At 70.2% G+C, this 24,979-nt stretch carries 21 protein-coding genes; 7 read left to right on the top strand and 14 right to left on the bottom strand.

All coding sequences use genetic code 11. The annotated features are described in order from the left end of the window. Window positions 1-36: 36 nt before the first annotated feature. The 9 genes from ACGGCP_RS14580 to ACGGCP_RS14540 all read right to left on the bottom strand — a co-directional run bounded on the left by ACGGCP_RS14580 (window position 37) and on the right by ACGGCP_RS14540 (window position 12,157). Window positions 37-684, bottom strand: a complete 648-nt coding sequence (locus tag ACGGCP_RS14580) for a choice-of-anchor M domain-containing protein (RefSeq protein WP_392966029.1) — start codon at window positions 682-684, stop codon at window positions 37-39. A gap of 21 nt (window positions 685-705) precedes the next feature. Continuing rightward, a complete protein-coding gene (locus tag ACGGCP_RS14575; protein WP_392966027.1) occupies window positions 706-2,556 on the bottom strand; it encodes a choice-of-anchor M domain-containing protein in 1,851 nt (616 codons plus the stop codon). Window positions 2,557-2,731: 175 nt separating this feature from the next. Beyond that, window positions 2,732-3,238, bottom strand: coding sequence for a GNAT family N-acetyltransferase (locus ACGGCP_RS14570; RefSeq protein ID WP_392966024.1), 507 nt, complete (start codon window positions 3,236-3,238; stop codon window positions 2,732-2,734). Between the two features lie 60 nt (window positions 3,239-3,298). Further along, the gene (locus tag ACGGCP_RS14565) at window positions 3,299-5,374 is read right to left on the bottom strand and encodes an alpha-galactosidase (RefSeq protein WP_392966021.1); all 2,076 of its coding nucleotides are present in this window, start codon (window positions 5,372-5,374) and stop codon (window positions 3,299-3,301) included. A gap of 76 nt (window positions 5,375-5,450) precedes the next feature. Next, window positions 5,451-8,000 (bottom strand): CBM35 domain-containing protein, encoded by a 2,550-nt coding sequence (locus ACGGCP_RS14560; RefSeq protein ID WP_392966019.1) that lies wholly within the window; start codon window positions 7,998-8,000, stop codon window positions 5,451-5,453. A gap of 20 nt (window positions 8,001-8,020) precedes the next feature. Then, on the bottom strand, window positions 8,021-9,034 hold the full coding sequence (locus ACGGCP_RS14555; RefSeq protein ID WP_392966016.1) for a LacI family DNA-binding transcriptional regulator: 1,014 nt from the start codon (window positions 9,032-9,034) through the stop codon (window positions 8,021-8,023). A gap of 25 nt (window positions 9,035-9,059) precedes the next feature. Beyond that, window positions 9,060-10,382 (bottom strand): ABC transporter substrate-binding protein, encoded by a 1,323-nt coding sequence (locus ACGGCP_RS14550; protein ID WP_392966013.1) that lies wholly within the window; start codon window positions 10,380-10,382, stop codon window positions 9,060-9,062. A gap of 46 nt (window positions 10,383-10,428) precedes the next feature. After that, window positions 10,429-11,244, bottom strand: coding sequence for a carbohydrate ABC transporter permease (locus ACGGCP_RS14545; protein ID WP_392966011.1), 816 nt, complete (start codon window positions 11,242-11,244; stop codon window positions 10,429-10,431). 10 nt (window positions 11,245-11,254) lie between these two features. Continuing rightward, complete coding sequence (locus ACGGCP_RS14540; protein WP_392966008.1) at window positions 11,255-12,157, bottom strand: carbohydrate ABC transporter permease; 903 nt, start codon at window positions 12,155-12,157, stop codon at window positions 11,255-11,257. Between the two features lie 197 nt (window positions 12,158-12,354). Between ACGGCP_RS14540 and ACGGCP_RS14535 the strand changes: the two genes are divergently transcribed. Further along, window positions 12,355-13,416, top strand: coding sequence for an LLM class flavin-dependent oxidoreductase (locus tag ACGGCP_RS14535; RefSeq protein WP_392966006.1), 1,062 nt, complete (start codon window positions 12,355-12,357; stop codon window positions 13,414-13,416). Between the two features lie 3 nt (window positions 13,417-13,419). Here ACGGCP_RS14535 and ACGGCP_RS14530 read toward each other — a convergent pair whose 3' ends face one another. Genes ACGGCP_RS14530 through ACGGCP_RS14510 form a run of 5 tightly spaced genes read right to left on the bottom strand, consistent with a single transcriptional unit; the run spans window position 13,420 to window position 17,767 of the window. After that, complete coding sequence (locus tag ACGGCP_RS14530; RefSeq protein WP_392966004.1) at window positions 13,420-13,830, bottom strand: cupin domain-containing protein; 411 nt, start codon at window positions 13,828-13,830, stop codon at window positions 13,420-13,422. 44 nt (window positions 13,831-13,874) lie between these two features. Further along, window positions 13,875-14,567: a hypothetical protein gene (locus tag ACGGCP_RS14525; RefSeq protein WP_392966002.1), complete on the bottom strand. Its 693-nt coding sequence runs from the start codon at window positions 14,565-14,567 to the stop codon at window positions 13,875-13,877. Next, entirely contained in the window at window positions 14,564-15,418 is an 855-nt protein-coding gene (locus ACGGCP_RS14520; RefSeq protein ID WP_392966001.1) for a carbohydrate ABC transporter permease, read from the bottom strand. Before ACGGCP_RS14520 ends, ACGGCP_RS14525 begins: the two co-directional genes overlap by 4 nt. Then, window positions 15,415-16,377, bottom strand: a complete 963-nt coding sequence (locus ACGGCP_RS14515; RefSeq protein WP_392965998.1) for a carbohydrate ABC transporter permease — start codon at window positions 16,375-16,377, stop codon at window positions 15,415-15,417. Before ACGGCP_RS14515 ends, ACGGCP_RS14520 begins: the two co-directional genes overlap by 4 nt. A 58-nt stretch (window positions 16,378-16,435) precedes the next feature. Beyond that, the gene (locus ACGGCP_RS14510; RefSeq protein ID WP_392965995.1) at window positions 16,436-17,767 is read right to left on the bottom strand and encodes an ABC transporter substrate-binding protein; all 1,332 of its coding nucleotides are present in this window, start codon (window positions 17,765-17,767) and stop codon (window positions 16,436-16,438) included. A gap of 266 nt (window positions 17,768-18,033) precedes the next feature. Here ACGGCP_RS14510 and ACGGCP_RS14505 point away from each other — a divergent pair, with 266 nt between their 5' ends. The 6 genes from ACGGCP_RS14505 (at window position 18,034) to ACGGCP_RS14480 (ending at window position 24,977) form a co-directional block, all read left to right on the top strand. Further along, window positions 18,034-19,029, top strand: coding sequence for a hydroxyacid dehydrogenase (locus ACGGCP_RS14505; protein WP_392965992.1), 996 nt, complete (start codon window positions 18,034-18,036; stop codon window positions 19,027-19,029). A gap of 53 nt (window positions 19,030-19,082) precedes the next feature. Further along, window positions 19,083-20,144 carry a LacI family DNA-binding transcriptional regulator gene (locus ACGGCP_RS14500; protein WP_392965990.1) on the top strand — a complete coding sequence of 354 codons (1,062 nt, stop codon included), beginning with the start codon at window positions 19,083-19,085 and terminating at the stop codon, window positions 20,142-20,144. A 336-nt stretch (window positions 20,145-20,480) separates the two neighbouring features. After that, complete coding sequence (locus tag ACGGCP_RS14495) at window positions 20,481-21,287, top strand: BTAD domain-containing putative transcriptional regulator (protein WP_392965989.1); 807 nt, start codon at window positions 20,481-20,483, stop codon at window positions 21,285-21,287. 17 nt (window positions 21,288-21,304) lie between these two features. After that, on the top strand, window positions 21,305-22,285 hold the full coding sequence (locus ACGGCP_RS14490; RefSeq protein ID WP_392965986.1) for an aldo/keto reductase: 981 nt from the start codon (window positions 21,305-21,307) through the stop codon (window positions 22,283-22,285). Between the two features lie 237 nt (window positions 22,286-22,522). Beyond that, entirely contained in the window at window positions 22,523-23,578 is a 1,056-nt protein-coding gene (locus tag ACGGCP_RS14485; RefSeq protein WP_392965983.1) for a glycosyltransferase family 2 protein, read from the top strand. Continuing rightward, complete coding sequence (locus ACGGCP_RS14480; protein WP_392965981.1) at window positions 23,565-24,977, top strand: aspartate aminotransferase family protein; 1,413 nt, start codon at window positions 23,565-23,567, stop codon at window positions 24,975-24,977. The genes ACGGCP_RS14485 and ACGGCP_RS14480 overlap by 14 nt, the downstream gene beginning before the upstream one ends. Window positions 24,978-24,979: the final 2 nt, after the last annotated feature.

The following is a 24,979-nucleotide window of genomic DNA, read 5'->3' as shown; positions in this document are numbered from 1 at the left end:
CCGGCCCCGCCGGCCTCATCGGGGTGGCTTCAGTGGCTAGGCCTCGACCCAGAACCAGTAGTCGACTTCGCCGGTGGAGACGGCCTGGCCGGTGGCGGCGTCGACGCCTTCGGCCTCGACGGTGAGCTTGTAGAGGCCGGACTTGGAGAAGCCCCAGTTCATGTGGCCGTGGCTGCCCGCCGTGGCCTCCCAGGTCCCCGCGCCGTCGTTGGAGTCGAAGAGGACGTTCGCGGCGCCGAAGTCGTCCACGGTGTAGAGCGCGACGTCGCCGCGGCCTTCGGCGTCGTGGACGGTGATCTGGAGGCTGTCGTCGACGAAGTCGCCGGGGATGATCTCCTCGGCGCCGTAACCGGCGAAGAGGAGGCCCTCGACCTCGGTGTCGGGGAGGATCCAGACGTTGGAGCCGGCCGCGCCGAGGAAGCCGTATCCGGCGGGGACGGTGGTCTTGGCTTCGTTGTTGGCCTTGAGGAGCACTTCGTTCGGGGCGTACTCGGAGGCGGTCTCCTCGGCGTGGACGTGGAGGTCGAGCACGCCGTTCTCGTAGGCGAGGCCGAACACGTCGACGTGGCCGCGGTCGAGGACCGTGATGCTCTGCGTGGTCTGGGCGGTGGCCGGGGCGGCGGTCGCGGCCAGGACCGCGACGGCGGCCGCGGCGACGGCGGAGTACTTCGCGATGGTGCGCAAGGGAACTGCCTTTCTGGTTATTTAGATGGCGGTGAAGGTGACGAGCGCGGTGTAGGTCCCGGACTCGACGTCGGTGGGCAGGTCCAGGTGGAGGTCGGCGCCGAGCACGCAGGTGCCCTTGCCCGCTCCGGCCGCGGCGGCGGCGAGGATCTGCGAGGTGGACAGGCCGGGGCCGCCGTCGAGTTCGCCTTGGACGGCGGCGCCGGGCGCGACCCGCTGGCTGTCGCCGGAGGAGACGACGCCGGGGATCCAGCCCAGGTGCGAGCTGCTGAATCCGCCTGCGTCGCTGGAGAACTCGGAGACCTGGGCGGCGGCGTTCCAGCCGGGGTCGGCCGAGCGGGTGTCGGTGACGGTGACGGGGCGCAGTTCGCCTTCGGTGGTCCAGCGGGTGGCGGTGCTGTTGAGCGCCATGGCGGGGAGGACCACGTCGCGGTCGTCCGGGTCGACGCTGATGACGAGCCCGCCCGCGTCCGTGTCCACGGTGGCGGTGATGGTCTGGGTGTGCTCGAGGTCGGGGTTGCCCGGGTCGTCGGGGTCGTCCGGGTCCTCGGAGGGCCATTCGCCGACGACGAAGACGTACTCCTCGGGGTCCGAGGTCACGGCGGTGCCGTCGGCGAGGACGGTCGCGTACTGCCACGTCAGGGTGTAGACGCCGGGCGCGGTGAAGATCCAGTTCGCGTGGGCGTGGGTGCCTGAGCGCGCGGTGATGCCGTCCGGGGCCCCGTCGCTCGAGTCGACCAGCATGTTCACCGCCCCGAAGTCGTCGAGCTGGTACAGCTTGAAGTCGCCGGGGCCTTCCATGCCGGTGAAGTTCAAGGTGATCGTGTCGTCCGCGAGTTCACTGGCGGCGATGTCCTCGGTGTTCCAGCCCGCGAAGAGCTTCCCGGCCTGCTCGGTGTCGGGCAGGAGCCAGACGGCGTCGCCGGCGTCGCCGAGCGCCTCCCCGCCCGGCTGCGACACCATGTCCTCTGTCAGCGTGAGCCGGGTCGAGGGCGGGGCGTGGAACGCCACGTCGTCCGGATCGCGGTAGACCACGTCGTCGGCGTGGACCTCGCTGCTGTCCTTGACGTTCATGACCAGTTCGCCGTCATCGGTGACGTCGCCGTTGAAGACGTCCATGTGCCCGCGGTCGAGGACGAGCCGGTCGTCGAGGCCGGGCGCGCCCGGGTCGGGATCGGGGTCGGGGTCCGGGTCGGGCTCCTCGTCCGGGAGCTCGCCGACCACCCACTCGTAGGCGTACTCCGGCGAGTCGACCACGGTCCCGTCCGCGAGGGTCCCGCTGGCCTTCCAGGTGAGCGTGTACTCGCCAGGGGCGGTGAAGGCCCAGGCGGCGTGCACGTGTGAGTTGACGCTGACATTGATCGCGTCCGGCAGGCCGTCGCGGGTGTTGAAGTGGACGGTGGTGCCGCCGAGGTTGCCCGGGGCCCACAGCGCCAGGTCGCCGGGGCCTTCGACTGCGGCGAGCGTCAACTGGATCCGGTTGTCGCGCAACTGGCCGCTGTTGAGCGGTTCGGTGCTCCAGCCCGGCCACAGCAGGCTGTGGTCCTGCGTGAACGGCAGGACCCAGATCGGGTCGCCGGGCTCGCCGAGGAAGTCCAGGACGCCGCCCTCGGGAATGGCGGTCTCGGCCTGCGGCAGCACCTGGAACAGCACGTCGTCGGGGTGGCGGTAGACCGGCTCGTCGCCGGTGTCGTCCTTCACCTGCAGCGCGAGCCGGTCGCCGTCCAGGTAGACCTGCATGGCGTCGGTGTGCCCCACCGAGAGGACGGTGCGGTCACCGGCGGGCTGCGCCGAGGCCGGCGCCGCCAGCGCGGCGAGGAGGAGCGCGGCGGCGAGGGCACCGGCCCGCGGCAGCGCTGAGGTCAGGGTCATCGGGGGGGTCCTTCGGATTCGTGAGGCGGGGTCTGTTGATCATGGTAACGGAAACCATTGTCAACATGAAGTCCTATTGCGCCTTCGATTCCGGTGACCTTGAATACCAACGGGATGCGCATATGAGCACTCGCGCATCAACGGACGGAGCGGGCCGTCAGGGACCAGGGAGGGATTAGTCGAGGGGGCGGCGCATGCAGAGGCGCGGCCAGCGGTCGAGGCCGAGGGCGGTCTCGTGTTCGCGGATCTTGCGGAGCCCCGGGGTCAGGTCGTCCGGGGCGATCGGCGCGAAGCCGCAGCGAGCGTAGTAGGGCGCGTTCCAGGGGACGTCGGTGAACGTGGTGAGCGTGAGCGAGTCCAGGCCGTCTGTGGCGGCGCGGGCGGCGGCGTGGTCGATCAGGGCGCGGCCGATGCCGCGGCGGGCCTGCTCCGGGTGGACCGAGACCTGTTCGATGTGGAGGGCGCCGTCCACCGGCAGGGCGATGAGATAGGCGACGGGGTGCTCGTCTTCGACTGCGACCCAGGCGAGGTCGGCCCGGACGAACACGGCGAGCTCCGCGAAGCCCAGCGGCTCGTCGTCGGCGATCTCGGCCATGCCGAGGTCGCGGAAGCACTCCCCCGCGGCGCGTTCGATGTCCTGGAAGAGCGGGAGGTCGGCGTGGGTGGCCGGTCGGATGCGCATCGGGACATTCTGCGGGAGCGGGCCGGTGGCGGCAAGCGGAATCGCCGCCACCGGCGCCGGTCACGGGAGTCGGCGCAGTTCGATCATCGTCGAGGCGTAGTCGGCCGGGTCCAGGCCGAGTTCGAGGCCGTGGGCGGCGAGGATCGCGCCGTGGTGGACGCGGCCGGTGCGCTCGTCGCGGTAGCGGGCGTCGGGGTCGAGCCCGGCGAGCTTCAGCAGCGGGTCGGGGTACGCGAAGGAGCGGGCCGCGCGCCAGGCCAGGACGACCGTGCGGTCGCCGCGGTCGTACTGGACGCCCGTGACGTTCCCGGCGCGCAGCGGGCGGCGGCGGCCGAGCTGCACGGTGGGGCGGATCCGCTTGTAGTCGGCGACGAGCCCGGCGCCGCGCGTCTGGTCCGCGTCGCTCCAGATCCGCAGGTCGCCGCCGACTGCGAGGACCCCGGCCATCGCGACGTGGAAGCGGAAGTCGAGCGGGACCTCTCTGCGGGTCAAGGGGTTCGGCGAGTCGGTGACCCACGCGCCCATGACCCGCGCGGGGTAGACCTGCGCGAAGCCGTCCTGGATCGCGATGCGGTCGAGGGCGTCGGTGTTGTCCGAGGTCCACACCTGGTCGGTGCGGCGGAGGATCCCGAAGTCGACGCGGCCGCCGCCCGAGGAGCAGGACTCGATCCGGAGTGCGGGGTGGTCGGCGCGGAGCCGGTCGAGGATCGCGTACAGGTTGCGGGTGTGGTCGAACCACAGCCGGTCGGGGTCGTCTTCGCCCGGCCAGCCGGCCTCGCTGAAGGGCCGGTTCATGTCCCACTTGACGAAGTCGATGTCGTTCTCGGTCAAGAGCTCGTCGAGGCGGGCGTGGATGTATTCGGCCACGTCGGGGCGGGCCAGGTTGAGCAGGAGCTGCTGGCGCACCTCACTGCGCTTGCGGTGCGGCTGGTGGTAGACCCAGTCGGGGTGGGCGCGGTACAGGTCGGAGTCGGGGTTGACCATCTCCGGCTCGACCCAGATCCCGAACCGCATGCCCTGGTCGTGGACGTGCTTGATCAAGGGGCCCAGGCCGTCCGGGAACCGGTCGGGGTTCGGGGTCCAGTCGCCGAGCCCGGCGCGGTCGTTGACGCGGGCGCCGAACCAGCCGTCGTCCATGACGAACAGCTCGCAGCCCATCGCGGCGGCCCGCTCGGCCAGGCGCATCTGGTCCTCGGCCGTGAAGTCGAACTCCGTGGCCTCCCAGGAGTTGTAGAGGATCGGGCGGACCTCGTCCGGGTGGGGCAGGACGTGCTTGAGCGCGTACTCGTGCCAGGCGGACGCGGCCGCTGCGAAGCCGTCGGCGGTGTGGACCCCGGCCGCGACCGGGGTCTCCAGGGTCTCGCCGCCGCCCAGGCGGATGGAGATCGGGTCGTGGCCGAAGCCCGCCGAGACGACGACGCTGCCCGTGGGTCCCTTCTCGACGGTGATGCGCCACGTGCCGCTCCAGGCGAGCGCGGTCGACCAGACCCGCCCGGAGGTCTCGGTGGCCTCGCCGTCGTCGATCGCGACCCACGGGTTCGCCTGGTGGCTGGTGATCCCCCGCCGGGAGCCGATCACCGTCTCGCCGTATGGGATCGTGGTGCGGGTGAGCTGCGTTTCGGCGCCCCATTCGCCGTGGAGCTGGCTCAGCCGGGGTGCGTCGAGGCCGGGGATGACCCAGGTCGCCGAGTCGGCGCGGACGACCTCGATCGGTTCGGCGCCGGTGTTGCGCAAGGTGAGCGAACGCTCGATGACGTCGGAGCCGGGGCGGGTGCGGTACCGGGCGCGGACCTCGAGCGGGTAGTGCCGGTCGGCGAAGACGAAGGCCAGCTCGCCGTCGCCTTCGATGGCCTCGGTGAAGGCGAGTTCGAGGTCGCGGGTGCCGTCGGCGAAGCGGACCTGGAGGCCGTTGTGGCCGTACTGGAACGCGGAGAAGACGCCGAGGTCGAAGCGGGGTTCGCGTCCGACGACGGGACGGAACGGGGATTCGGGGAGGTCGAGGAGGGCCAGCGCCTGGTCGGGGCTCAGCCTCGGTCCCCAGTGGAGGCCGCGGAGGCGGTCCTGTTCGTCCACGGCCACGACATAGCTCGTGTTCGGCGTGTCGATGGACCAGAGGCGGGTGTCTTGCGCTGGCATGGGTTTCCTTTCGGGTGGGTTTCGCGGTGAGAGCCCGCCCCAAGGGGTCGGGGCGGGCTCTGGTGACGTGCTGCTCCTACTGCTGGAGCGGCGCGAGTTCGAAGTGGTCGAAGTCGGCGGTGCGGCCTTCGCGGTCGCCGATGCCGGTGAACAGGCCGGGGTTGCCGATCTCGATGGTGTTGGTTCCTTCCTCGAGGTCGACGATGAGCGGGTAGGACCAGAAGTCGTTCCAGCTCCAGGTGCCGCGCATGGGCACGGTGGCGACGGCTTCGCCGTTCACGGTGAACTCGGCGTAGCGGGAGATGATGTCGGTGTTGTAGGCGTGGCCGCTCTTGCGTTCGTCGTTGGCGTAGTGGACGAGCAGCAGGTGCGGCCCGGCCTCGTCGGCGGAGACTTGGAGGGTGGCGGTGTTGCCTTCGCCGCCGCCGACGCCGGTGATCGCCTGTCCGTCTGTGGCCCAGATGTTGTCGGTGAGGGCGGCGGTGCCGGAGAGTGCGGCGTCGGCGGCCTGGATCCGGGTGAAGCCGTCGTCCCCGCCGTCGCCGGTGACGGTGAGGTCGTGGACTTGGAGCGTGCCGCGTTTCGCGTCGAGGGCGATGCGGTTGACGCCTTCGTGGAGGGCGAGGGTCTGCTCGTCTTCGAGTGCGAAGGCGATGTCCTCGCCGTGCGGGCCGAGGACGGTCAGTTCGCCCTTGCCTTCGGCGTCGACGGCGACCTCGTAGTAGCCGTCGGCCGGGGCGTAGACGTCGAAGACGGCCTGGTCGTCGCCGCGGAGCCGGAGGCCTTCGTGGCGGCCGTACTGGTATTCGGGGTCGCCTTCGGTGCGGGCGAGCACGGCCGGGTAGGTGTGGGTGTCCACTACGGACTGCTTGAGGTCGATCTTGTCGATCCCGGCTTCGCCGTAGGCGGTCCCGGCTCCGGGGTCGCTCTTGGCGAGAGCGATCGCGTTCTCGCCCGCTTCGAGGTCGACTTGGAGGGTGACCTGGCCGCGCGAGCCCCACTGCATGGTCGACGGGTAGGTCACGGTGGCGGCGTCGCCGCCGTTGACGGTGAGGAACTGCTCGGTCGGGGACGCGCCAGCGGCGAGGTCGCGGCCGTAGGTGTTGCCGTAGGTGACGGTGAGGTCGTACGTGCCGGACTCAGGAACGTCCACGGTGAACTGGACGCGGCTGTCGGCGCGGTTCAGCGAGCCGACGCTTTTGCCGCCGGAGGCCGGGAAGGAGAACGGCTTGGCGGCGCTGCCCTCGTCGTAGACGGTGCCTGCGGTGATCGCGGCCTGCTCGGCTTCCCAGGTGCCGCTCCAGGGGACCTCGACCGGTTCGGCCCTGCCGGTGCCCGGGGTGAGGGTGATCCAGTAGGCGGACATGGGGTCGAGGCCGCGGAGGTCGATGCTCGCGGCGCCGTCGGCGTCGGGCCGCAGGGCGATCTGGTCGATCGCCTGCGGGGCGGGCGAGGAGCCCTCGTTGCCGGTCCAGGCGATCTCGTGGACGGTGGCGGTGACCTTCCCGCCGAGGTCGAGGCCGGTGAGGTCGACGGTGGTGTCGCCGGCGCCGCCGCCGAGGAGGATCTGCGCCTGGTCCTTGGCCTCGTCGTAGGTGGCGATGCCCTGGAGGGTGTCGGCGGTGTTGTCCTGCGGGGGCGTGACGAGCGCGGTCTGGCCGGTCATCTGCGAGTAGGTCTTGAGGAACCACCAGCCGCCGTTGGGGACGTTGGTCTGCGGGGCGTTGCCGGAGAGGCCGCCCGCGGCGGTCCAGTAGGCCATGTCGGCGAGCGCGTCGGTGTCCTCGAACATCGCGGCCCACTGGACCATCTGGCCGGGCATGCCGAAGTCGCGGTTGTTGCCGTACTCGTTGATGTTGATCTGGCGCGGTTCGATGCCGAGTTCGGCTTCGAGCGCGCGGTAGTTCGCCTCGTTGGAAGCGTAGTAGCGCAGGGAGTCCGGGGAGAGCTCGTGCCAGGTGATGACGTCGGGCACGGTTCCGGCGGCGGCGGTGTGCTCCATGAAGTCGCGCATGAAGCGGGCGTCGTAGTGGGACTCGTTGGGTCCGGCGATCGGGGTGTCGGGGGCGATCTCGCGGAGGCGCTCGTAGGCGAGGTCCCAGTCGTGGAAGAAGCGCGCGGTGGTGCCCGCGTAGTCGGCGCCGCGGTTGTACCAGATCCAGTTGGGCTCGTTGAAGGGCACGTAGACGAGGCGGTCGGCGTGCTCGGAGGCCTCCATGACCGGCACCATCTCCTCGACCTCTGCGAGGTAGGCGTCGATCCCGTCGTTCTGGTACGGCCAGTCGGGGTACCAGTCCTGGAGGTTGACGAAGGCGTCGCCGCCGTCGTGCTCGGCGAGGGCGGCCAGGACGTCGTTCGCGTCGCCGTTGGGGTGCTGGGTGCCTCCGGTGGGCTTGGGGGCCATGGAGGACATGTGGAGCGGGTCGAGGAGGTTGTCGCCGGGGACGCCGTTCTCGGAGATGCCGTAGAGGGAGCCAACCGCGCCGTAGGTGGGCGCGCCGGTGAGCTGTCCGAAGTCGACGGCGAGGACGGGCGTGTCCTGGCCTTGGGCGGGCGCGGCCGCGAGACCGGTGAGGAGACCGGTGGCGGCGGTGGCCGCCAGGCCTCTGCGGAGGAGTGGATGCATTGCAGCCCTTTCGGTTGTCGTCATTGACGCGGTGGTCCCGAGGTCTCGCGCACGACGAGTTCCGGGGACCGCCAGGAGGGTCGGGGATCGGTGCCGCCTTCGAGGCGGTGTCGCAGGAGCTCGAAGGCGCCGCGGCCGACGCCGCGGAAGTCGAGGTCCACTGTGGTGAGCGGGGGGACGTGGTAGGCGGCGAGCGGGGCGTCGTCGAACCCGATGACGCTGAGGTCGCCGGGGACGGAGCGGCCCGCGCGGTGCGCGGCGTGGAGCACCCCGTAGGCGAGGTCGTCGTTGCCGCAGAGGATCGCGGTCACCGCGGGGTCGGCGACGAGGACGGCCGCGGCCTCGGCGGCCGAGCCGACGGTCCAGCCGGAGTCGACGACCTCGGGCGCTGCGATCCCGGCGGCGGCCAGCGCGTCGGCCCAGCCGTCCTGGCGGCTGGCGCGCGACGGGATCGCGAGGTAGTGGACCGTGTTGTGGCCCATGGAGAGCAGGTAGCGGGTGGCGCGGGCGGCGACGGTGCGGTCGTCGAGGGCGACGAGCCAGTCGGCCGCGTGCTCGGAGCCGAGGTGCTCGCCCCCGGTGGCGACCGTGGTGCCCGGCTGCTTGTCGTGGAGGACGCGCATGGCGTTGGCGGTCGTCTCGTCGTGGGCGATGACGATGGCGGGGGCGCCGTCGTTGGGGAGGCGGCCGAGGATGTCGGCTTCGCTGTAAGCCTGGTCGGGGTCCATGACGGAGACGAGCACGGAGAACCCGGCGGCCCTGGCGGCGTCCTCGATGCCGCGCAGGGTCTCGGCGGTGCCGTAGAGGGAGGTGTCGGTGGTGAGGACGGTGACCGACCGCATGGCGCCGCCGGCGAGGGCGCGGGCCGACCGGTTGGGCCGGTAGCCCAGGTCGGCGATCGCGGCCTTGACCTTGGCGCGGGTGGCCGCGGCGACCTGCGGCGCGTCGTTGATGACGCGCGAGACGGTCTGGTGGGACACCCCGGCGTGCTTGGCCACGTCGAAGATGCTCACGGCCTTGGTTTCGGCGTTCATGCGGTCGGTCACCTCTCGGTCGGCGCTATCCGGCGTTGGCGAGTTCGACGACCGCCTCGGCCGCGGCCTGGGCGTCCTTCTGCCCGAGCCAGACCTGATTGAACTCGTCGAGGGCGGCGGTGCCGAAGGCGGCGTCGTTCATCGAGAGCGGGTAGCCGATGGTGGTGCCTTCGGCGGCGGTCTGGAAGCCGGTGACGTCGATGCCCTCCCCGGCCCAGTAGTCGGCGAAGCCCTGGTTGAGGGAGGCGACGCCGGGCCAGACGGAGCCCATGTCGGTGGCGATCTTCTGGGCCTCTTCGGATCCGAGGAACTTGACGAGTTCCCAGGCTTCGTCGGGGTGCTCGGTGCCCGCGTAGATGGCGTTGGAGAGGCCGTTGATGACGGTGCCGGAGCCGACGGGCCCGGACGGGTTGTCGGCCACGGCCCACGTGCCCGGCTCGAGGCCGTCGCGGTAGAAGCTGAGCATCCAGGAGCCGTCGAGGGTGGTGGCGGCCTGGCCGGGGACGACGTAGTCGCCGGGGACGCCGCCGTTGGGCTGGTTGGTGGACTCGGCGGGGACGGCGACGTGCCACTTGTTGTAGAGGTCGGCGGTGAACTGGATGGCCTCGACGCATTCGGGGGCGTCGATGGCGTAGTCGCCCCAGGGCTCGGTCTGGAGGGAGCAGCCGTTCTGGACGGCGTAGTTCCACCAGTCGGTCTGGCCGGTGTTGGAGGACATCGCGGTGCCGTACTGGACGACGTTCTCGGGGTCGAAGTCGGGGCTGAGGGCGTTGTTGCCGTTCGCGTCCACGGTGAGCTTCTGGAGGAACTCGACGTAGGTGCCGCCGTCGACGGGGTTCCATTCGAGGTCGTTCACGGTGGCCGGATCGATCCCGGCGGCTTCGAGGGCGTCGAGGCGGTAGACGAGGCCGATGGAGTCCCAGTCCTTGGGGAGGCCGTACTGGTCGCCCTCGAACTGCCAGGAGTCGTAGAGGCTCGCGGGGTAGACGGTGGTGTCGACGCCGTCTTCCTCGATGTAGTCGGTGATGGGGAGGAGGACGCCGTTGCTGGCGTAGGTCGGGAAGCGGGAGACGTGGTCCCAGAACACGTCGGGGGCCTCCTCGGCCGCGAACTGGCTGTCGAGCCCGGCCCAGTAGTCCTCCCAGGGGTTCTGCTCGAGCTCCACTTCGATGTCGGGGTGGTCCTCGTTGAAGGCCTGGATCATCGCTTCGAGGGCCGGGCGCTGGTTGTCGTCCCAGAAGGCGTAGCGCAGGGTCACGGGGCCGCCGTCGTCGCCGCCGCAGGCGGCGAGTCCGGCGGGGAGGGCGAGCGCGAGGGCGGCGAGGACCGCGGGGCGCTTCTTGTTCATGCCGTTTGCCTTTCGTCGTTGAGAGGTCGGTTGGAAGGCCGGGATGTCACTTCATGCCGCTGAGGGCGATGGAGCGGACGATGTGTCGCTGGAAGGCGAGGAAGACGGCGACCAGCGGGAGGAGCGCCATGGCCGAGGCGGCCAGGATGAGGTGGTACTCCTGGTTGAACTGGGACTGCATCTGCGCGATGCCGCGCGTGATGACGCGGGTGGCCTCGGAGTGGGTGATGATGAGCGGCCACAGGAGGTTGTTCCAGGTGTTGACGAAGCTGATGATGGCGAGCGTGCCGAGGATCGGCTTGGCCATGGGGACCATGACGCGCCACAGGATCGTGAACGTCCCGGCCCCGTCGATGCGGGCGGCGTGCTCGATCGACTCGGGAATGGTCTTGAAGTACTGGCGCACCAGGAACACGCCGTAGGGCATGAGGAACCCGAACACGAACGGCAGGATCAGGCCCACGTGCGTGTCGACCAGGCCCAGTTCGCGCACGATGATGAAGGTGGGCACGAGGGTCACGATCTGCGGCACCATCAGGGTGGCGATGTAGGCCCAGAACAGCTGGTCGCGGCCGGGGAAGTCGAGGCGCGCGAAGGCGTACGCGGCGAGTGTGGAGAACACGAGCTGCCCGAGGGTGACCGCGACGGCGACGATGACCGAGTTCAGTACGAACGTGGCGAAGTCGTAGCGGCTCCAGACCTCTCCGAAGTTGGCGAAGACCGGGTTCGCCGGGAGCGCCCACGGCTCGGAGGTCAGGATCTCCTGTTTGGACTTGAAGGCGGCGTTGAGCGTAAGGAGGTAGGGGCCGACGGAGACGAGCGCCCCGGCGACGAGCACGAGGTAGAGCGGGATCTTCTTCATTCGCCTGGCCCTAACTGAAGTCGTAGGTGGTGCGCTTGCGGAAGAACGCGGCCTGCGCGAGGGTGATGAGGGCGATGACCGCGAACAGGACCACCGCGAGCATCGACGCGTACCCGGCGTTCCGCTGGGTGAAGGACTCGAGGTAGATCTGGTAGTTCAGCGTCGCGGTTGACCCGGCCGGGCCGCCCGCCGTCATCACGTGGATGGTGTCGAAGACCTGGAACGAGCCGATCACGCTCGTGATGAGCACGAACAGCATCGCCGGGCGCAGCAGCGGCAGCGTGATCTTGAAGAACCGGTAGAGCGGCGAGGCGCCGTCCACGTCGGCCGCTTCGTAGAGCTGGGCCGGGATCGCCTGGAGCCCGGCGAGGAAGAACAGCATCGTGTAGCCGGTGTACTGCCAGACGTTGACTGAAGCTATTACAGGCATGGCCCACGCCGAGTCGGTGAGCCAGGCCGCGCCGTCGACGCCGAACAGGGCGAGGAAGCGGTTCAGGGCCCCGTACTGCGGGTCGAAGACCCAGCGCCAGATGACGCCGAGCGCCACCGGCATCGCCATCCACGGCAGCACGTAGAGCACGCGGAAGGTGTTGCGGGCCTTGATCTTCGCGTTGAGCGCCAGCGCGAGGAGCAGGGCCAGCACGGTCTGGGCGGGGATGTTGAGGAGCACGTAGTTGAACGTGTTGCCGATCGACTGGAGCGCCCGCTCGTCCCCCGCCAGCTCGCGGTAGTTCGCGAGCCCGATGAACTCGGGGTCGGAGAGGAGGTTCCAGTCGTAGAAGCTCAGGACGGCGACGATCACGATGGGCGCGATGAGGAAGACCGCGAAGCCGATGATGCTCGGCGCGAGCATCGTGTAGGCCTCGGCGGTCGCGCGCGTTCGCCGGGAGGGCGCGGGGGCGGTTACGGGCATGGCACCTGGCTCATCACGTAGGGGTCGGGATGCGAGGAAATGTTAGCGCTCACGGTTGATACACGTCAATATCTGAATCTGAACTGGTTGAAATTCCGTGAGCGCTAACAGGCGCAGGTCAGCCGTCGTGGACGATGGGCGCAAGAATCTATACTATGTCGATAGGATATATATGATCTATTGATGCGGAGACCCCCTTGAGCAGCGAACACCTCTGGTACATCCCCAACCAGGCCCGCCCCGGGCACCGCGGCGACGACGTCGTCGAGGGGCACAACAGCCTGGAGACCCTGACCGCGCAGGCCGAGGCGCTGGAGGCCCACGGCTGGGGCGGCGCGCTGCTCGGCACGAGCTGGGGCAGGCCCGACACGTTCACCGTCGCCACCGCGCTCGCGGCGCGCACCACCCGGTTCAAACCGCTCATCGCGATCCGGCCCGGGTACTGGCGACCGGCCAACTTCGCGTCGGCCGCCGCGACCCTCGACCACCTGACGCAGGGCCGCGTCCTCGTCAACATCGTGTCGGGCCAGGACGGCCAGGCCGCTTACGGCGACACCGAAGGCGCGCAGGCGGACCGGTACACCCGGACGAAGGAGTTCATCCAGATCGCCAGGCGGCTCTGGACCGAGGACCACGTCACGTACGACGGCGAGTACTTCAGCGTCCAGGACGCGAGCCTCGAGCTGAAGCCGTTCGCGGACGGGGAGCGCCGCCACCCGCGCCTCTACTTCGGCGGCGCTTCCGAAGCGGCCGAACGGGTCGCGGCGACCGAAGCGGACGTGCAGCTGTTCTGGGGCGAGCCGCTCGACGGCGTCGCCGAGCGCATCGACAGGCTCAAGAAACTCAGCGAGGAGCTGGGCCGGGAGCACGCGCCGCTCGAATTCGGCCTGCGCGTCACGACGCTCGTCCGCGACACCACCGAAGAGGCCTGGGCCGACGCCGAAGCGAAGGTGGCGCAGATGGCGGCGGCCGGGAAGACCCCCACCGACCACGACTGGCACAAAGCCACCGGGCAGCGGCGGCTCCTCGACCTGGCCGCGCGCGGCGACGTGCTCGACGACAACCTCTACACCGCCCCGGGCCGCGCGGGCGGCGGCGGCGCGGGCACCACGTGGCTGGTCGGCTCGGCCGAGGACGTCGCCAAGTCGCTGCGCAAGTACGAGGCGCTGGGCGTCAGCCACTTCGTCCTCTCCGACACGCCGTACCTGCCGGAGATCAAGCGCCAGGGCTCGCAGCTCCTGCCGCTCCTGCGGGACTAGACGCTATTCGAGCAGTTCCGCGTCGTGCCGCTCGAAGAGCCGCCGCATCGCCTCGGGGCTCCGGTCGGCCGCCGCGTGGATGGCGTTGATGAGGGCGTTCGTCTTGGCGCCCATGACGAGCAGGTACCGGGCGGGCTCAGGGCGGGGGTTCCAGAAGGTGTGCGCGAGGCCGCCGGGGACGATCGCGGCCCCGCCCGCCGGGACCTCGACCTCGTCGTCGCCGATTCGCACGGCGAGCGTCCCTTCGAGGACGTACCAGGCCTCGTCGTCGCCGTGGCGGTGCAGCGGGGCCTGGTAGAGGCGTTCACCGTCCGGGGAGCCGTCGGCCTCCCATTCGGCGAGCACGAGGTCCGCGCCGGGCGGCGCCAGGGTCTTCCCGCGCAGGTGCGGTTCGAACGAATCCGGGACGGACATGGGCTCCATCTCCTTCGGAGGCCGGAACCTGCACGATAGCGGACTCATCGGCGCAGCGCGGCGGCCTTGCGGTCGAAGCCGAGCCGCCGGTTGGCGGCCAGGACCGTCCAGGCCGCGAGGGCCGGGAGGAACAGGGCGAGGTTCGTGCCGACCACGGGCAGTTGCGTGGCGGCCAGCGCGGTCGCGAGGACCGCGAGCCAGGCGAGCGGGGCCAACGGACGGGAGGCCGCGGCGTGGAGCGCGAGCGTGAGGAGTTCGAGGGGAGTCCCTGAAGCCCCTTGCGGCGCGACGCAGCAGACCGCGACCGCCGCCAGTGCCACCGCTGCTCCCCCGGCGGTGACGGCGAGGAACGCGCCGTCGCCGCCGTACAGGGCCGCGTTGTAGGCGAGGAGCAGTTCGAGTGCGGCGACGCCGAGCCAGAGCCACCGCAGTCCCTTTGCGCCCGAGGCGAAGTCCCGCCAGAAGCGGCGGAACAGTCCGCCCTCGTATCCTCCTGCGGCGATGAAGCCGCGCATCCCGGCGAGCACCGCGTACACGCCGGGCCCGATCGGGAGGGCCGCGACCGTGCCGAGCCAGATCGCGGCGTGCGAGACGCTGCCGGAGGCCTGGTCGACGATGATCGCTGGAAGCGCGGTGAGCAGGAACAGGCCTGAGACGGCGAAGAACTGGAACACCGCGAGCAGCGCGCGGGAGAGCCGCCCGTCGTAGGCGAACAGGCCCTTCGCGGCGGCGCTCATCCCTTCACCGCCCCGATCGACATGCCCTTGATGAAGTACCGCTGGAACGCGGCGAACAGGAGCACCGAGGGCACCGTCGCGACGATCGCGCCGGTGTAGATGAGCTCCCACTGGGACGCCATGAGCCCGGACATGCGGCTGAGCGCGACGTTGATCGTCCCGGCCGAGGAGGCGTCGAGGAACACCAGCGGGATGAAGAAGTCGTTCCAGAGGCCCAGGGCCTGGATGATGACGAACGCGGAGGTCACGGGCAGGAGCATCGGGAAGACGATCGACCAGAAGGTGCGCAGGCGGCCCGCGCCGTCCATGTTCGCGGCCTCCTCGATCTCGCGCGGCACGCCTTTGATGAAGCTGCAGTACAGGAGCACGCCGAACGCGGCCGAACCGCCGAAGTGGACGAGCATGACGCTGGTGAGGGTCGAGTAGAGGCCGACCTCGTTCATGGAGGTCACGAGCGGGATCATGCGCACCTGGAACGGGATCATGAGCCCGGCGATGAAGAGCAGGTAGATCCAGCGGCCGGTGCGCCCGCCGACCCGCTCGATCCCGTAGGCGGCCATGGGGACCAGGGCCATGAGGATGGCGAGCGTCCCGACGGTGATGATGAGCGTGTTGAGCAGGGCTTCGCCGTACTCGGTGGTCTGGAAGAGGGTGACGTAGTTCCCGAAGTCGAGCGAGGCCGGCAGGCCCATCGGGTCCTTGGTGATGTCCGCGTAGCTGCGGAAGGAGTTGAGGAGCGCGTACAGCACCGGGAACGACACGGCGAGGACGAGCACCGACAGGACCGCCATGACGACGACCTCGCCGGGCTTGAGGCGGCGGCGCTCGCACTTGGACTTCGAGGTGGTCACGCCTGGATCTCCCTGCTGCGCATGTAGCGGTTCGCGAGCACCGTGGTCGCCATGACCACGATGAACAGGACGACGGCGGCGGCGCTGCCGTAGCCCGCGCGGTACTCGCCGAAGCCGACCTTGTAGATGAAGAACGCCATGGTCTCAGAGACGAACCCGGGCCCGCCGAGGGTGAGGACCATGACCTGGTCGAAGATCGTCCACCCGGCGATCATCATGAGGGTCATGTTGACGGTGACGGCCCCGGCGAGCATCGGCCAGGTGACGTAGCGGAACACCTGGGCGCGGGAGGCGCCGTCGATGCGGGCGGCCTCGACGAGCTCCTGCGGCACCGACTGGAGGTTCGCGAGGTAGATCAGGGTGGTGTTGCCGCCCAGGGTGAAGCAGATGATGAACAGCAGGACGCCGATGACGATGTCGTGGTCGCCGAGCCAGTCGCGGGTCTGGGCGTCGAGCCCGAGGCCCTTGAGGGTCGCGTTGACGGCGCCGAAGTTGAAGTTCAGCACGTACTTCCAGATGGTGGCGGCGATGAAGCCGCTGACCAGGGCCGGGAGGTACACGATGGTGCGGAAGAAGCCCTGGGCGTGGTCGAGCTTGTCGAGCATCATCGCGACGGCGAGCGCGATGACGTTGACGACGACGGCCGATCCTAGGCCGAGGACCAGGGTGTTCTTGACGGCGTTCCAGAACCGCCCGCCGGTGAGGATGTCCTCGTAGTTGCGCAGGCCCACGTACTGGAAGGTGTCGCTGATGCCGTCCCAGTCCGTGAAGCTCAGCTGGATCGACTGCAGCGAGGGCACGATCATCATGAGCGCGTACAGGATCGCGGCGGGCGCGATGAACAGGAGCATCGCGGCGCGCTGGCGGTCGAAGCGGGCCCGGCGGCGGCCCGGCGCGGGCCGGGCGGCGGGCGGCGGCTCTGCCGGGAGCGCCTTGACGAGCACTTGCTGGTCGGTCACTGGAGTCCTCTCTGGCGGTCCGGGCGGCGCCCCGGGGTGAGCGCCGCCGAAAGATGCGTCAGCCTTCGGCCATGTTCTTCTCGAACTCGCCCTGTGACTTCTCGATGAGCTCGTCGATGGTGATCTGGTCGTCCATCATCTCGATCCGGCTCTGGCGGAAGAAGGTCTGGAACGTGGAGTGGTTGGGGTTGGTGGGCTCGTTCTCGTACCAGGCGAGCTTGGGGTTCTCCAGGAGCCCGAAGTAGTCGGCGGCGCCGGGGATGCTGGAGTTGCGGGTGACCTCGGCGGCGGCCTTGATGTTCGGGGAGACGACGCCGGTGGCCTCCATGAGGTCGCACGCGGCCACGGAGTAGTAGTACTCCAGGAACTCGACGGCGGCGTCGTACTGCTTGCCGTCCTCCTGCGCCTGCTTGGAGATCGCGATGCCGGAGGCGGTGTCGCCGTTGACGGAGTTCTTGAGGACGTGGAGCGTGCCGTCGTCGGCGGGGATCACGAAGAGCCCGGCGTTGAACTCGGGGTCGACTTTGGCGATGTCGTTGAGGCGGCCGAGCCCTGCGGAGGAGGTCGCCATGATCGCCTGGCCGTTAACGAGGAGCGTCGAGGTCTGGGCGTCCTGCGTGGACTGCCAGCCTTCGAGGGCGTAGGTGTCGGTGACGGTCTTCAGGCGCTCCATGGGGTCGCGCAGGTCGGCGATGGTCGCCTCCCCGGACTCCACGGCGTTCCAGAAGCCGCCGCCCTCGCTGTACTCGGCGAAGGTGGGCGCGGCGAGGGGCTTCCAGATCTGGTCGGAGGGCCAGATCTCGGCGGCGGCCATGGCGAGCGGGACGTCGCCGTTCGCCTTGATCGCGTCCATGAGGGCGATGAACTCGGCGTACGTGGTGGGCACGGCGAGGCCGTTGGCCTCGAAGTAGTCCTTGTCGTAGACGATGTTGAACCCGATCTCGCCGTTGAGGGCGGTGCTCGGGACGATGTAGACGCTGCCGTCCTCGGCGGGCGAGTAGACCTCGTCGCTGAGCAGGGCCGTGACGCTCTCGGGGATGGGCGCGATCTTCCCGGCCTCCATGTAGGTGAGGGTGTCGCGCATGTCGACCAGGGCCGGCCAGTTGCCGGTGGCGTCGACGGTCTTCAGGGAGGTCGCGTAGTCCGCGCCGGAGGGCAGCGGCTCGGGCTCGACCACGACGGTGTCGCTCTGGGCGTTGAAGGCCTCGGTGACGGCCGCGACGACCTCGTTCCAGGTGGCGTCGCCGGTCGCGTACAGGAACCGGATGAGGGTCTTGCCGCCGCCGTCACCTCCTGCCGAGGGGCCGCACGCGGCGAGCGCCGGGGCCGCGACCGCGGCCGCCGCCCCGGCCTTGACGACCGTGCGGCGCGAGAGGTTCGCAGTGCTCATGGGATCTCCTTCAAGGGTGAACGAGGTGAGGGACCGGCATAGAAACCGGATTCTGTGAGATTAGGTGAGCGCTGTCACGAACGCAAGCCGAGTTTGCCGAATCGTTACACGCGGAGGTCGAAGCAGTTGCGGAAGTCTATGAAACTGCAGGTTAACGACGACATGGGGCATGCATGTCGAAGGTCGCGGTACGGGCTCGACAAATCAAACGGGCTCCCTTACAGTAGAAATCGATTTCTACACGAACCGTTCGGAGGACCCTTCCCGTGGCCGATCTCCCCAAGGCGCTGTTCGCGATGGACCCCGTGTTCCTGCCGCAGCTCTTCCCCGGGCCGCTCATGCGCCGGCTCGGCGCCGTGCTCGACATCGACCCGGGGACCGTGACCCGAAGCTTCGAGGGCACGGACCTCGCCGAGTTCGAAGTGATCGTCTCCGGCTGGGGCTCGCCAGCGATCGACGCGGCGGTCCTCGACCGCGCGCCGAGGCTGCGGGCCGTGCTGCACGCCGCCGGTTCGGTCAAGGGCCACGTCGGCGCGGCGGTGTGGGACCGCGGCATCGCGGTCGCCTCGGCGGCGGGCGCGAACGCGATGCCCGTCGCGGAGTACACGCTCGCGGCGATCCTCATGGCGGGCAAGGGGATCTTCAACCTCCGCGAGCGGTTCAGGGCAGAGCGGACCTTCGAGCTCGGCTACATCCACCCCGAGGTCGGCAACTTCGGCCTCCGCGTCGGCCTCATCGGAGCCTCCGCGATCGGCCGCCGTGTCGCCGAACTGCTGCGGCCCTTCGACATCGAAGTGCTGCTCGCCGACCCGTACTTGGACGAGGCGGAGGCCGCCGCGCTCGGCGCGCGCCTGGTCGACCTCGACCACCTCGTCACCCAGGCGAACGTCGTCAGCGTCCACGCCCCCGACCTGCCCGAGACACGGCACCTCGTCGACGCCCGGCGGCTCGCCGCGATGAAGGACGGCACCGTCCTCGTCAACACCGCGCGCGGCCGCCTCGTCGACACCGACGCGCTCGTCGCCGAGCTGCGCACCGGCCGCCTCTCGGCAGTCCTCGACGTCACGCACCCCGAACCGCCGCAGCGCGAATCGGAGCTGTACGACCTGCCGAACGTCTTCCTGACCCCGCACGTCGCGGGCTCGCAGGGCAACGAGCTGGCCCGCATGGGACTGTGCATCGTGGAGGAAGCCGAACGCCTCGCTGCCGGGGAGCCCCTGCTCAACAGGGTCGACCCCGAACTTCTCGGCAGGCGGGCGTGACCGCCGCCCGGTGATCTAGCCTTGTCAACGTCCGGACACGAAAGGGGCGCCAGGTGCGCGAGACCTCAGGCGGGGGCAGGCGCCCCACCGTCAAGGACGTCGCGGCCGCCGCGGGCGTCTCGGCCCCCACCGTGTCGCGCGTCCTCGCCGGGAACTACCCGGTCGCGCCCGCCACCCGCGCGAAGGTCCTGCGGGCCATGAAGGAACTGGACTACGTCGTCAACGCGCACGCCCGGGGCCTCGCGGGCGCGACGACCAAGACCATCGCGTTCGTCGTCGACGACGTGACCGGTCCGTTCTACGCGTACATCGCGCGCGGCGTCGAGCAGCAGGCCGCCTCCGAAGGGCGCCTGTGCCTCCTGTGCACCACGCACGGCGACCCCGAGCGCGAGTTCGCCGTCGTCGAGCTCATGCGCGAGCAGCGCGCCGAGGCCGTGATCCTCGTCGGCGGGGCCTGGGACAACGAGCTCTACAAGGAGCGCATGGCGTACTTCGCGAAGGCGCTCGACAAGTCCGGGTCGCACCTGGTCCTGTGCGGGCGGCCCTCGCTCGGCGAAGGCGTCCCGGCGCTCAACGTCCAGTACGACAACGTGGGCGGCTCCTACGGGATGACCGCGCACCTGCTCTCGGCCGGGCACCGGAAGATCTGCTACCTCGGACGCGAAGTCGGTCTCTCCACTTCGGACGAGCGCATCGAGGGCTTCCGGCGCGCGCACGCCGACTACGGCGTCGAGCTCGACGAGACCCTGATCCTGCCCGGGAAGTTCCAGATCGACGCGGGCTACGGGCTCGCCAAGCGGCTCCTGGCCGAACGCGGCGACGTGACGGCGATCTTCGCGGGCACCGACATGGTCGCGATCGGCGTGCTGAAGGCCCTGCGCGAGCAGGGCGTGCGCGTCCCTGAGGACATGTCCGTGGTCGGCTTCGACGACATCCCGTTCGCCGCCGAGCTCACCCCGGCGCTCACCACCGTGCACGTCCCGCACGAGCAGCTGGGCCGCGAGGCCGTGCGCCTCGCGCTGCGCGCGGGCGAGGGCGCCGCGGCCGACAGGGTCGTCCTCGGCACCCACATCGTCGTCCGCGACTCGGTCGCCCCGCCCCGCCGCCGCGCCTGAGGATTCGGCTTCCATAGCGGCACAAGACCGGCGAATCCGGTGCTCAGGCCCCATTGGACTCACTGACGGTGATCGCATGGGAGCGCGAGTGTCGCACCCTCTTGTTAGGATGTCCTTCATTACCCGCCCGACGCGCCACGAGCAAACCGGAGCGGTGTCACAAACCTCTTGAAACCCCGCTGAGAGCCATACGAGAGCTCGAGATCCCATGTCCTGACCGTCGTCCGTGGGAGCGCTGCGCCAACGAGGTCGCCGACCGCTTCCGTACCCGCGTCGACGAGCGCCGGTGTGCCCGGCCGCGCTCGTGCCGACGCTCCCCTCGACTTGAAGGTGAGCATGAGAACCCCCGAAACCACCGTGCGCCTCTTCGGCGCCATCGGCATGTCCGTCGGAGGCGAGTCCGTCCATCTCGGACCCGCCCGCGAACGCGAGTGCTTCGGCATCCTCGTCATCCGCCGCGGCACCCCCGTCCTCGTCGACCAGCTGATCGCCGACCTGTGGGGCGCCGCCGCCCCCGCCAGCGCCGTCAACGTCGTCCACACCTACATCAGCCGCCTGCGCCGCCGCACCGGCAGCGCCGAAGGCCAGGGCCTCCTGCGGTCCCTGCGGCCCGGCTACTCGATCGACCCCGCCGACATCACCCTCGACGTCGAAGAGTTCGAGGCCGACCGCCGCACCGGCATGGCCTCGCTCTGGGCCGGGCACCTCGGCCAGGCCCGGGAGGCGCTCGACCGCGCGCTCGAACGCTGCGAGGGCGCCGAGGCCCTCCACGGCGCGACCGGTCCGCTCGCGACACAGGAGCGCCGCAGACTCGAAGAGCTGCGGCTCGACACACTGGAGACCGCTCTGGCGCTGCGGCTGCGCGTCGGCGGGCGCAGCGACACGCTCGCGGAACTGGCGACACTGGTCCGCCGGCATCCGTTCCGCGAACGGCTGTGGATCCTCCTCATGCTGGGACTCGACAGGGAGGACCGGCGCGGCGAAGCGCTCGTGGCGTACCACGATCTGCGTTCGCTGCTGAAGGAGGACTTGGGGATCGGCCCGTCGCAGCGGGCGCAGGAGCTGTTCTTCGACCTGCTGGCCGACCGGCCCCGAGAAGAACTGTGGACCGAGCACCTGACCCTCGCCGCACAGCAGCGGTGAGCGAGAAGAGGAGTGAAATGCGACGACACCAGATCGGCGGAGCGACGGGGTTCGAGGCCTCGCAGTTCTGCCTCGGCACCATGTACTTCGGGACCACGGTGGAGGAGGACGAGGCGTTCAGGATCCTCGACCGGTACGCCGAGGCCGGAGGGAACCTGCTCGACACCGCGAACTGCTACGCCTTCTGGGCGGACGGCGGCACCGGCGAGGAGAGCGAGGCGCTGATCGGGCGCTGGCTCGCAACGCGGGGCATGGCCGGGACGATGCGGGTGGCCACGAAGGTGGGCGCCGCGCCCGCGCGGCCCGATGAGCCGTACCACGGCGGGAACCGGGAGGGGCTGTCCCCCGAGCGGATCGGCGAGCAGTTCGAGCGCAGCCGGGAGCGGCTGGGCGTGGAGGCCGTGGACCTGTACTACGCGCACGCCGACGACCGCTCGGTGCCGCTGGACGAGACGGTGGACGCGTTCGCGGGCCTGGTCGAGAAGGGCGCGGTGCGGGTGCTGGGGGCCAGCAACCACGCGTGCTGGCGTCTCGAGCGGGCCCGCGCGGGCGCCGACCGGGCGGGCCGCGAGGGGTACCGGGCGATCCAGCAGCGCCACACGTACCTGTATCCACGGCCGCTGAGCGGGCCCGTGCCGGAGTCGATCCAGCTCGCGGCGAGCGACGAACTGCTCGACTACGCGGTGGCCGAGGAGCTGCCGGTGTTCGCCTACTCGCCCTTGTCGAACGGCGCGTTCTCGCGGCCGGACCGCAGGCCGCCCGGCGCGCCCGTGGACTACGACCACGCCGGTTCCGAGCGCAGAGTCGCGGTGCTGCGCGAGGAGGCGGCGGCACTGGGGGCGACGCCGAACCAGCTCGCGCTCGCCTGGCTCGCTTCGGGGGCGGCGACGGTGATCCCGATCCTCGGCGTGAGCAGTGTGGCGCAGTTGGACGAGGCGCTGGCCGGGGCCGGGATCGAGCTCGATGCCGACGTGCGCGATCGGCTCACGGCGGCCTGAGCACTGTGGACCACGTTCCGCGTCTGCGCAGGCGCGGAACGTGGTCCAGTCGCGTTTCAGGCCCGGTCGAGCATCGGTCGTGGCGGTGTAGAGGCCGGGTAGAGACGAGGTCGAGGTGCGGTAGTGGCGCGGTCGAGGCGGCGTCGAGTCGCGGTAGAGGCGCGGTCCAGCCCGGGTGATTACGTTCAGTACCAGGAGATGCACTTGCAGTGCAACGGAACCGAGCGAGAGTGACCCATGGGACGAGACCCCGCCCGACCGCGCGAGCGGCCCGCCGAAGGCCGGCTCTTCGTGAGCGCGATCGTGCCCTGCCACAACGCGGCCGGAACGCTCCGGGACTGCCTCGGGGCCCTGCGGAACCAGACGCGGGCGCCCGACGAGGTGATCGTGGTCGACGACGCGAGCACCGATGATTCGGCCGCGATCGCGGCCGAGTTCGGGTGCGAGGTGATCCGGTTGGCGCGCAACGCCGGTCCGTCCGCGGCGCGCAACGCCGGGATCGCCGCCGCCCGCGGCGAGGTCCTGTTCTTCACCGACTCGGACGTGGCGCTGCGGCCCGACGCGGTCGCGAACGCGGCCGCCCTGCTGGAGTCGGACGCCGGGCTCGACATCGTGCACGGCACCTACGTGCCCGAGCCGCTGCGCGGCACCGGCGCCACCGAGCGGTACCTGGTGCTGCGCGAGGCCTTCTGGCGGCATCGCTTCGCGGGACCGGCCAATGTGGTCGTTTTCGCGGTCGCGGCGGTGCGGCGCGGCGTGTTCGACCGGTTCGGGCCGCTCGACGAGCGGCTGCGCGACTGCGAGGACGTGGAGTACTCGGCGCGGATGGGCGGGCGCGCGTCGATCCTCATCACCGAGTCGGTTGCGGGGAGCCACGATGCGGGCTCGACGCTGCCGAAGGCGCTGCGGACGCAGTGGAAGCGCTCCACGCCGATGTTCTCGCTCCGCGCCCGCGGGGTCCGGCTCGAGCGCATCAACCGGATGCGCACGCTCGCGGCGACGGCCGCCGCGCTCGCATCCCTGCCGGTGGCCGTCTTCGCGCCGGAGGCGTTCGCCGTGGCCGGGGCGGCGATCGCGGCAGCTCTGGCCTCGGACGCGGACCTGCTCCGCTACGCCGGGCGCCACATCGGATTCGCGCGGACCGTGCAGTTCGCGGCCGTGCACCTGTGCTTCACGGCGGTGCTCGTGTGCGGCATCGCCGCAGGCGCGCCCGCCGCGCTCGCGCGCCGGGGCCCCCGCCCCGCCGCCGGCCACACCCCCACCACGAGGAACGAACCCTATGCGACTCATTGACATCGACGAAGCCGAGGCCATGGACCTCAAAGAGGTCCAGAAGCTCTACCGGCGCTACATCAACAGCAGTCAGGTCTCGCTCATGACCTCCTTCGGCTTCGGCCGCGAACTGGTCGAGCGCGCCGAAGGGTGCTACCTGCACCTCAAGGACGGCCGCCGCGTCACCGACCTCACCGGCGGCGTGGGCGTGCTCAACCACGGCCACAACCACCCCCGCATCCTCGAGGCGCGCCGAAAGTTCAACGAGCGCGGCCGCATGGAGGTGCACAAGACCTTCTTCTCCCCCTACCTGGCCGCGCTGAGCCACAACCTCGCCGAAGTGCTGCCCGGCGACCTCGACCACTCGTTCTTCCCCAACTCCGGCGCCGAGGCGATCGAAGGCGCCGTCAAGTGCGCCTACAAGTACCACCGCGGCCGCCGGAACACCGTCCTGCGCGCCACGTCCGCCTTCCACGGCAAGCTGCTCGGCTCCGGCGGCCTCACCGCCGCCCAGGGCCACGGCTTCCGCTTCCCGACGATCCCGGGCATCGCGGACTTCGTCTACGACGACCTCGACTCGGTGCGCAAGGCCGTGGCCGCCCACCCGGGCGACGTGTACGCGCTGCTCATCGAGCCGTTCAGCGCCTCCACGATGGGGCAGTGCTCCGAGGGGTTCCTGCGGGGGCTCAGGGCGCTGTGCGACGAGGAGGACATCGTCCTCGTCTTCGACGAGATCTACACCGGGTGGGGCAAGACCGGGAGCCTGTTCCACTTCATGCGCTACGAGGGCCTGGTCCCCGACATCCTCTGCACGTCGAAGGCGCTCGGCGGCGGGAAGTCCTCGATCTCGGGGTTCGTGGTGCGCAACCGCCTGTACCGCACCGCCTACGACAACCTCGGCGACGCGCTCCTGCAGACCACGAGCACCACCTACTACGGGTTCGGCGAGGAGTGCGCGACCGCGATCGAGGCCATCCGCGTCGCCGTCGAGGACGACTACCCGGCGCGGGCCCGCGAGATCGAAGCGGTGCTCGGGGCCGGGCTCGACCGGATCGCGAAGGCCTTCCCCGACGAGGTCGGGGACGTGCGCGGCTCGGGGGCGCTGTGGGGCCTGTTCCTCCAGGGCGGACCGTCCTTCGTGGCCCCGCTGCTCAAGCTCGTGCCCGGCGGGCTCGCCAAGGACCCGGGCTTCCAGCAGAAGCTGCTCTCCTCGGCGTTCCTGCAGGCGATGTACGAGGACCACGGCATCTACCTGTACTACACGCTCAACGGCGAGCACCCGGTCGTGATCGGGCCGCCGCTGGTGACGCCCATCGAGGAGGTGCACCGCTGCCTCGCCGCGATCGAGGAGGTCCTCGCCTCCGGCCTCGGGAAGCTGGTGCGCCGCTTCGTGGCCCAGAAGGTGAGCAGCCTGTGGTAGCC

The sequence above is a fragment of the Glycomyces sp. NPDC048151 genome (assembly GCF_043202775.1).
GTDB lineage: Bacteria > Actinomycetota > Actinomycetes > Mycobacteriales > Micromonosporaceae > Glycomyces.
The sequence above is the reverse complement of the archived record's forward strand: the minus strand, read 5'-3'. Positions and strand labels throughout refer to the sequence as shown.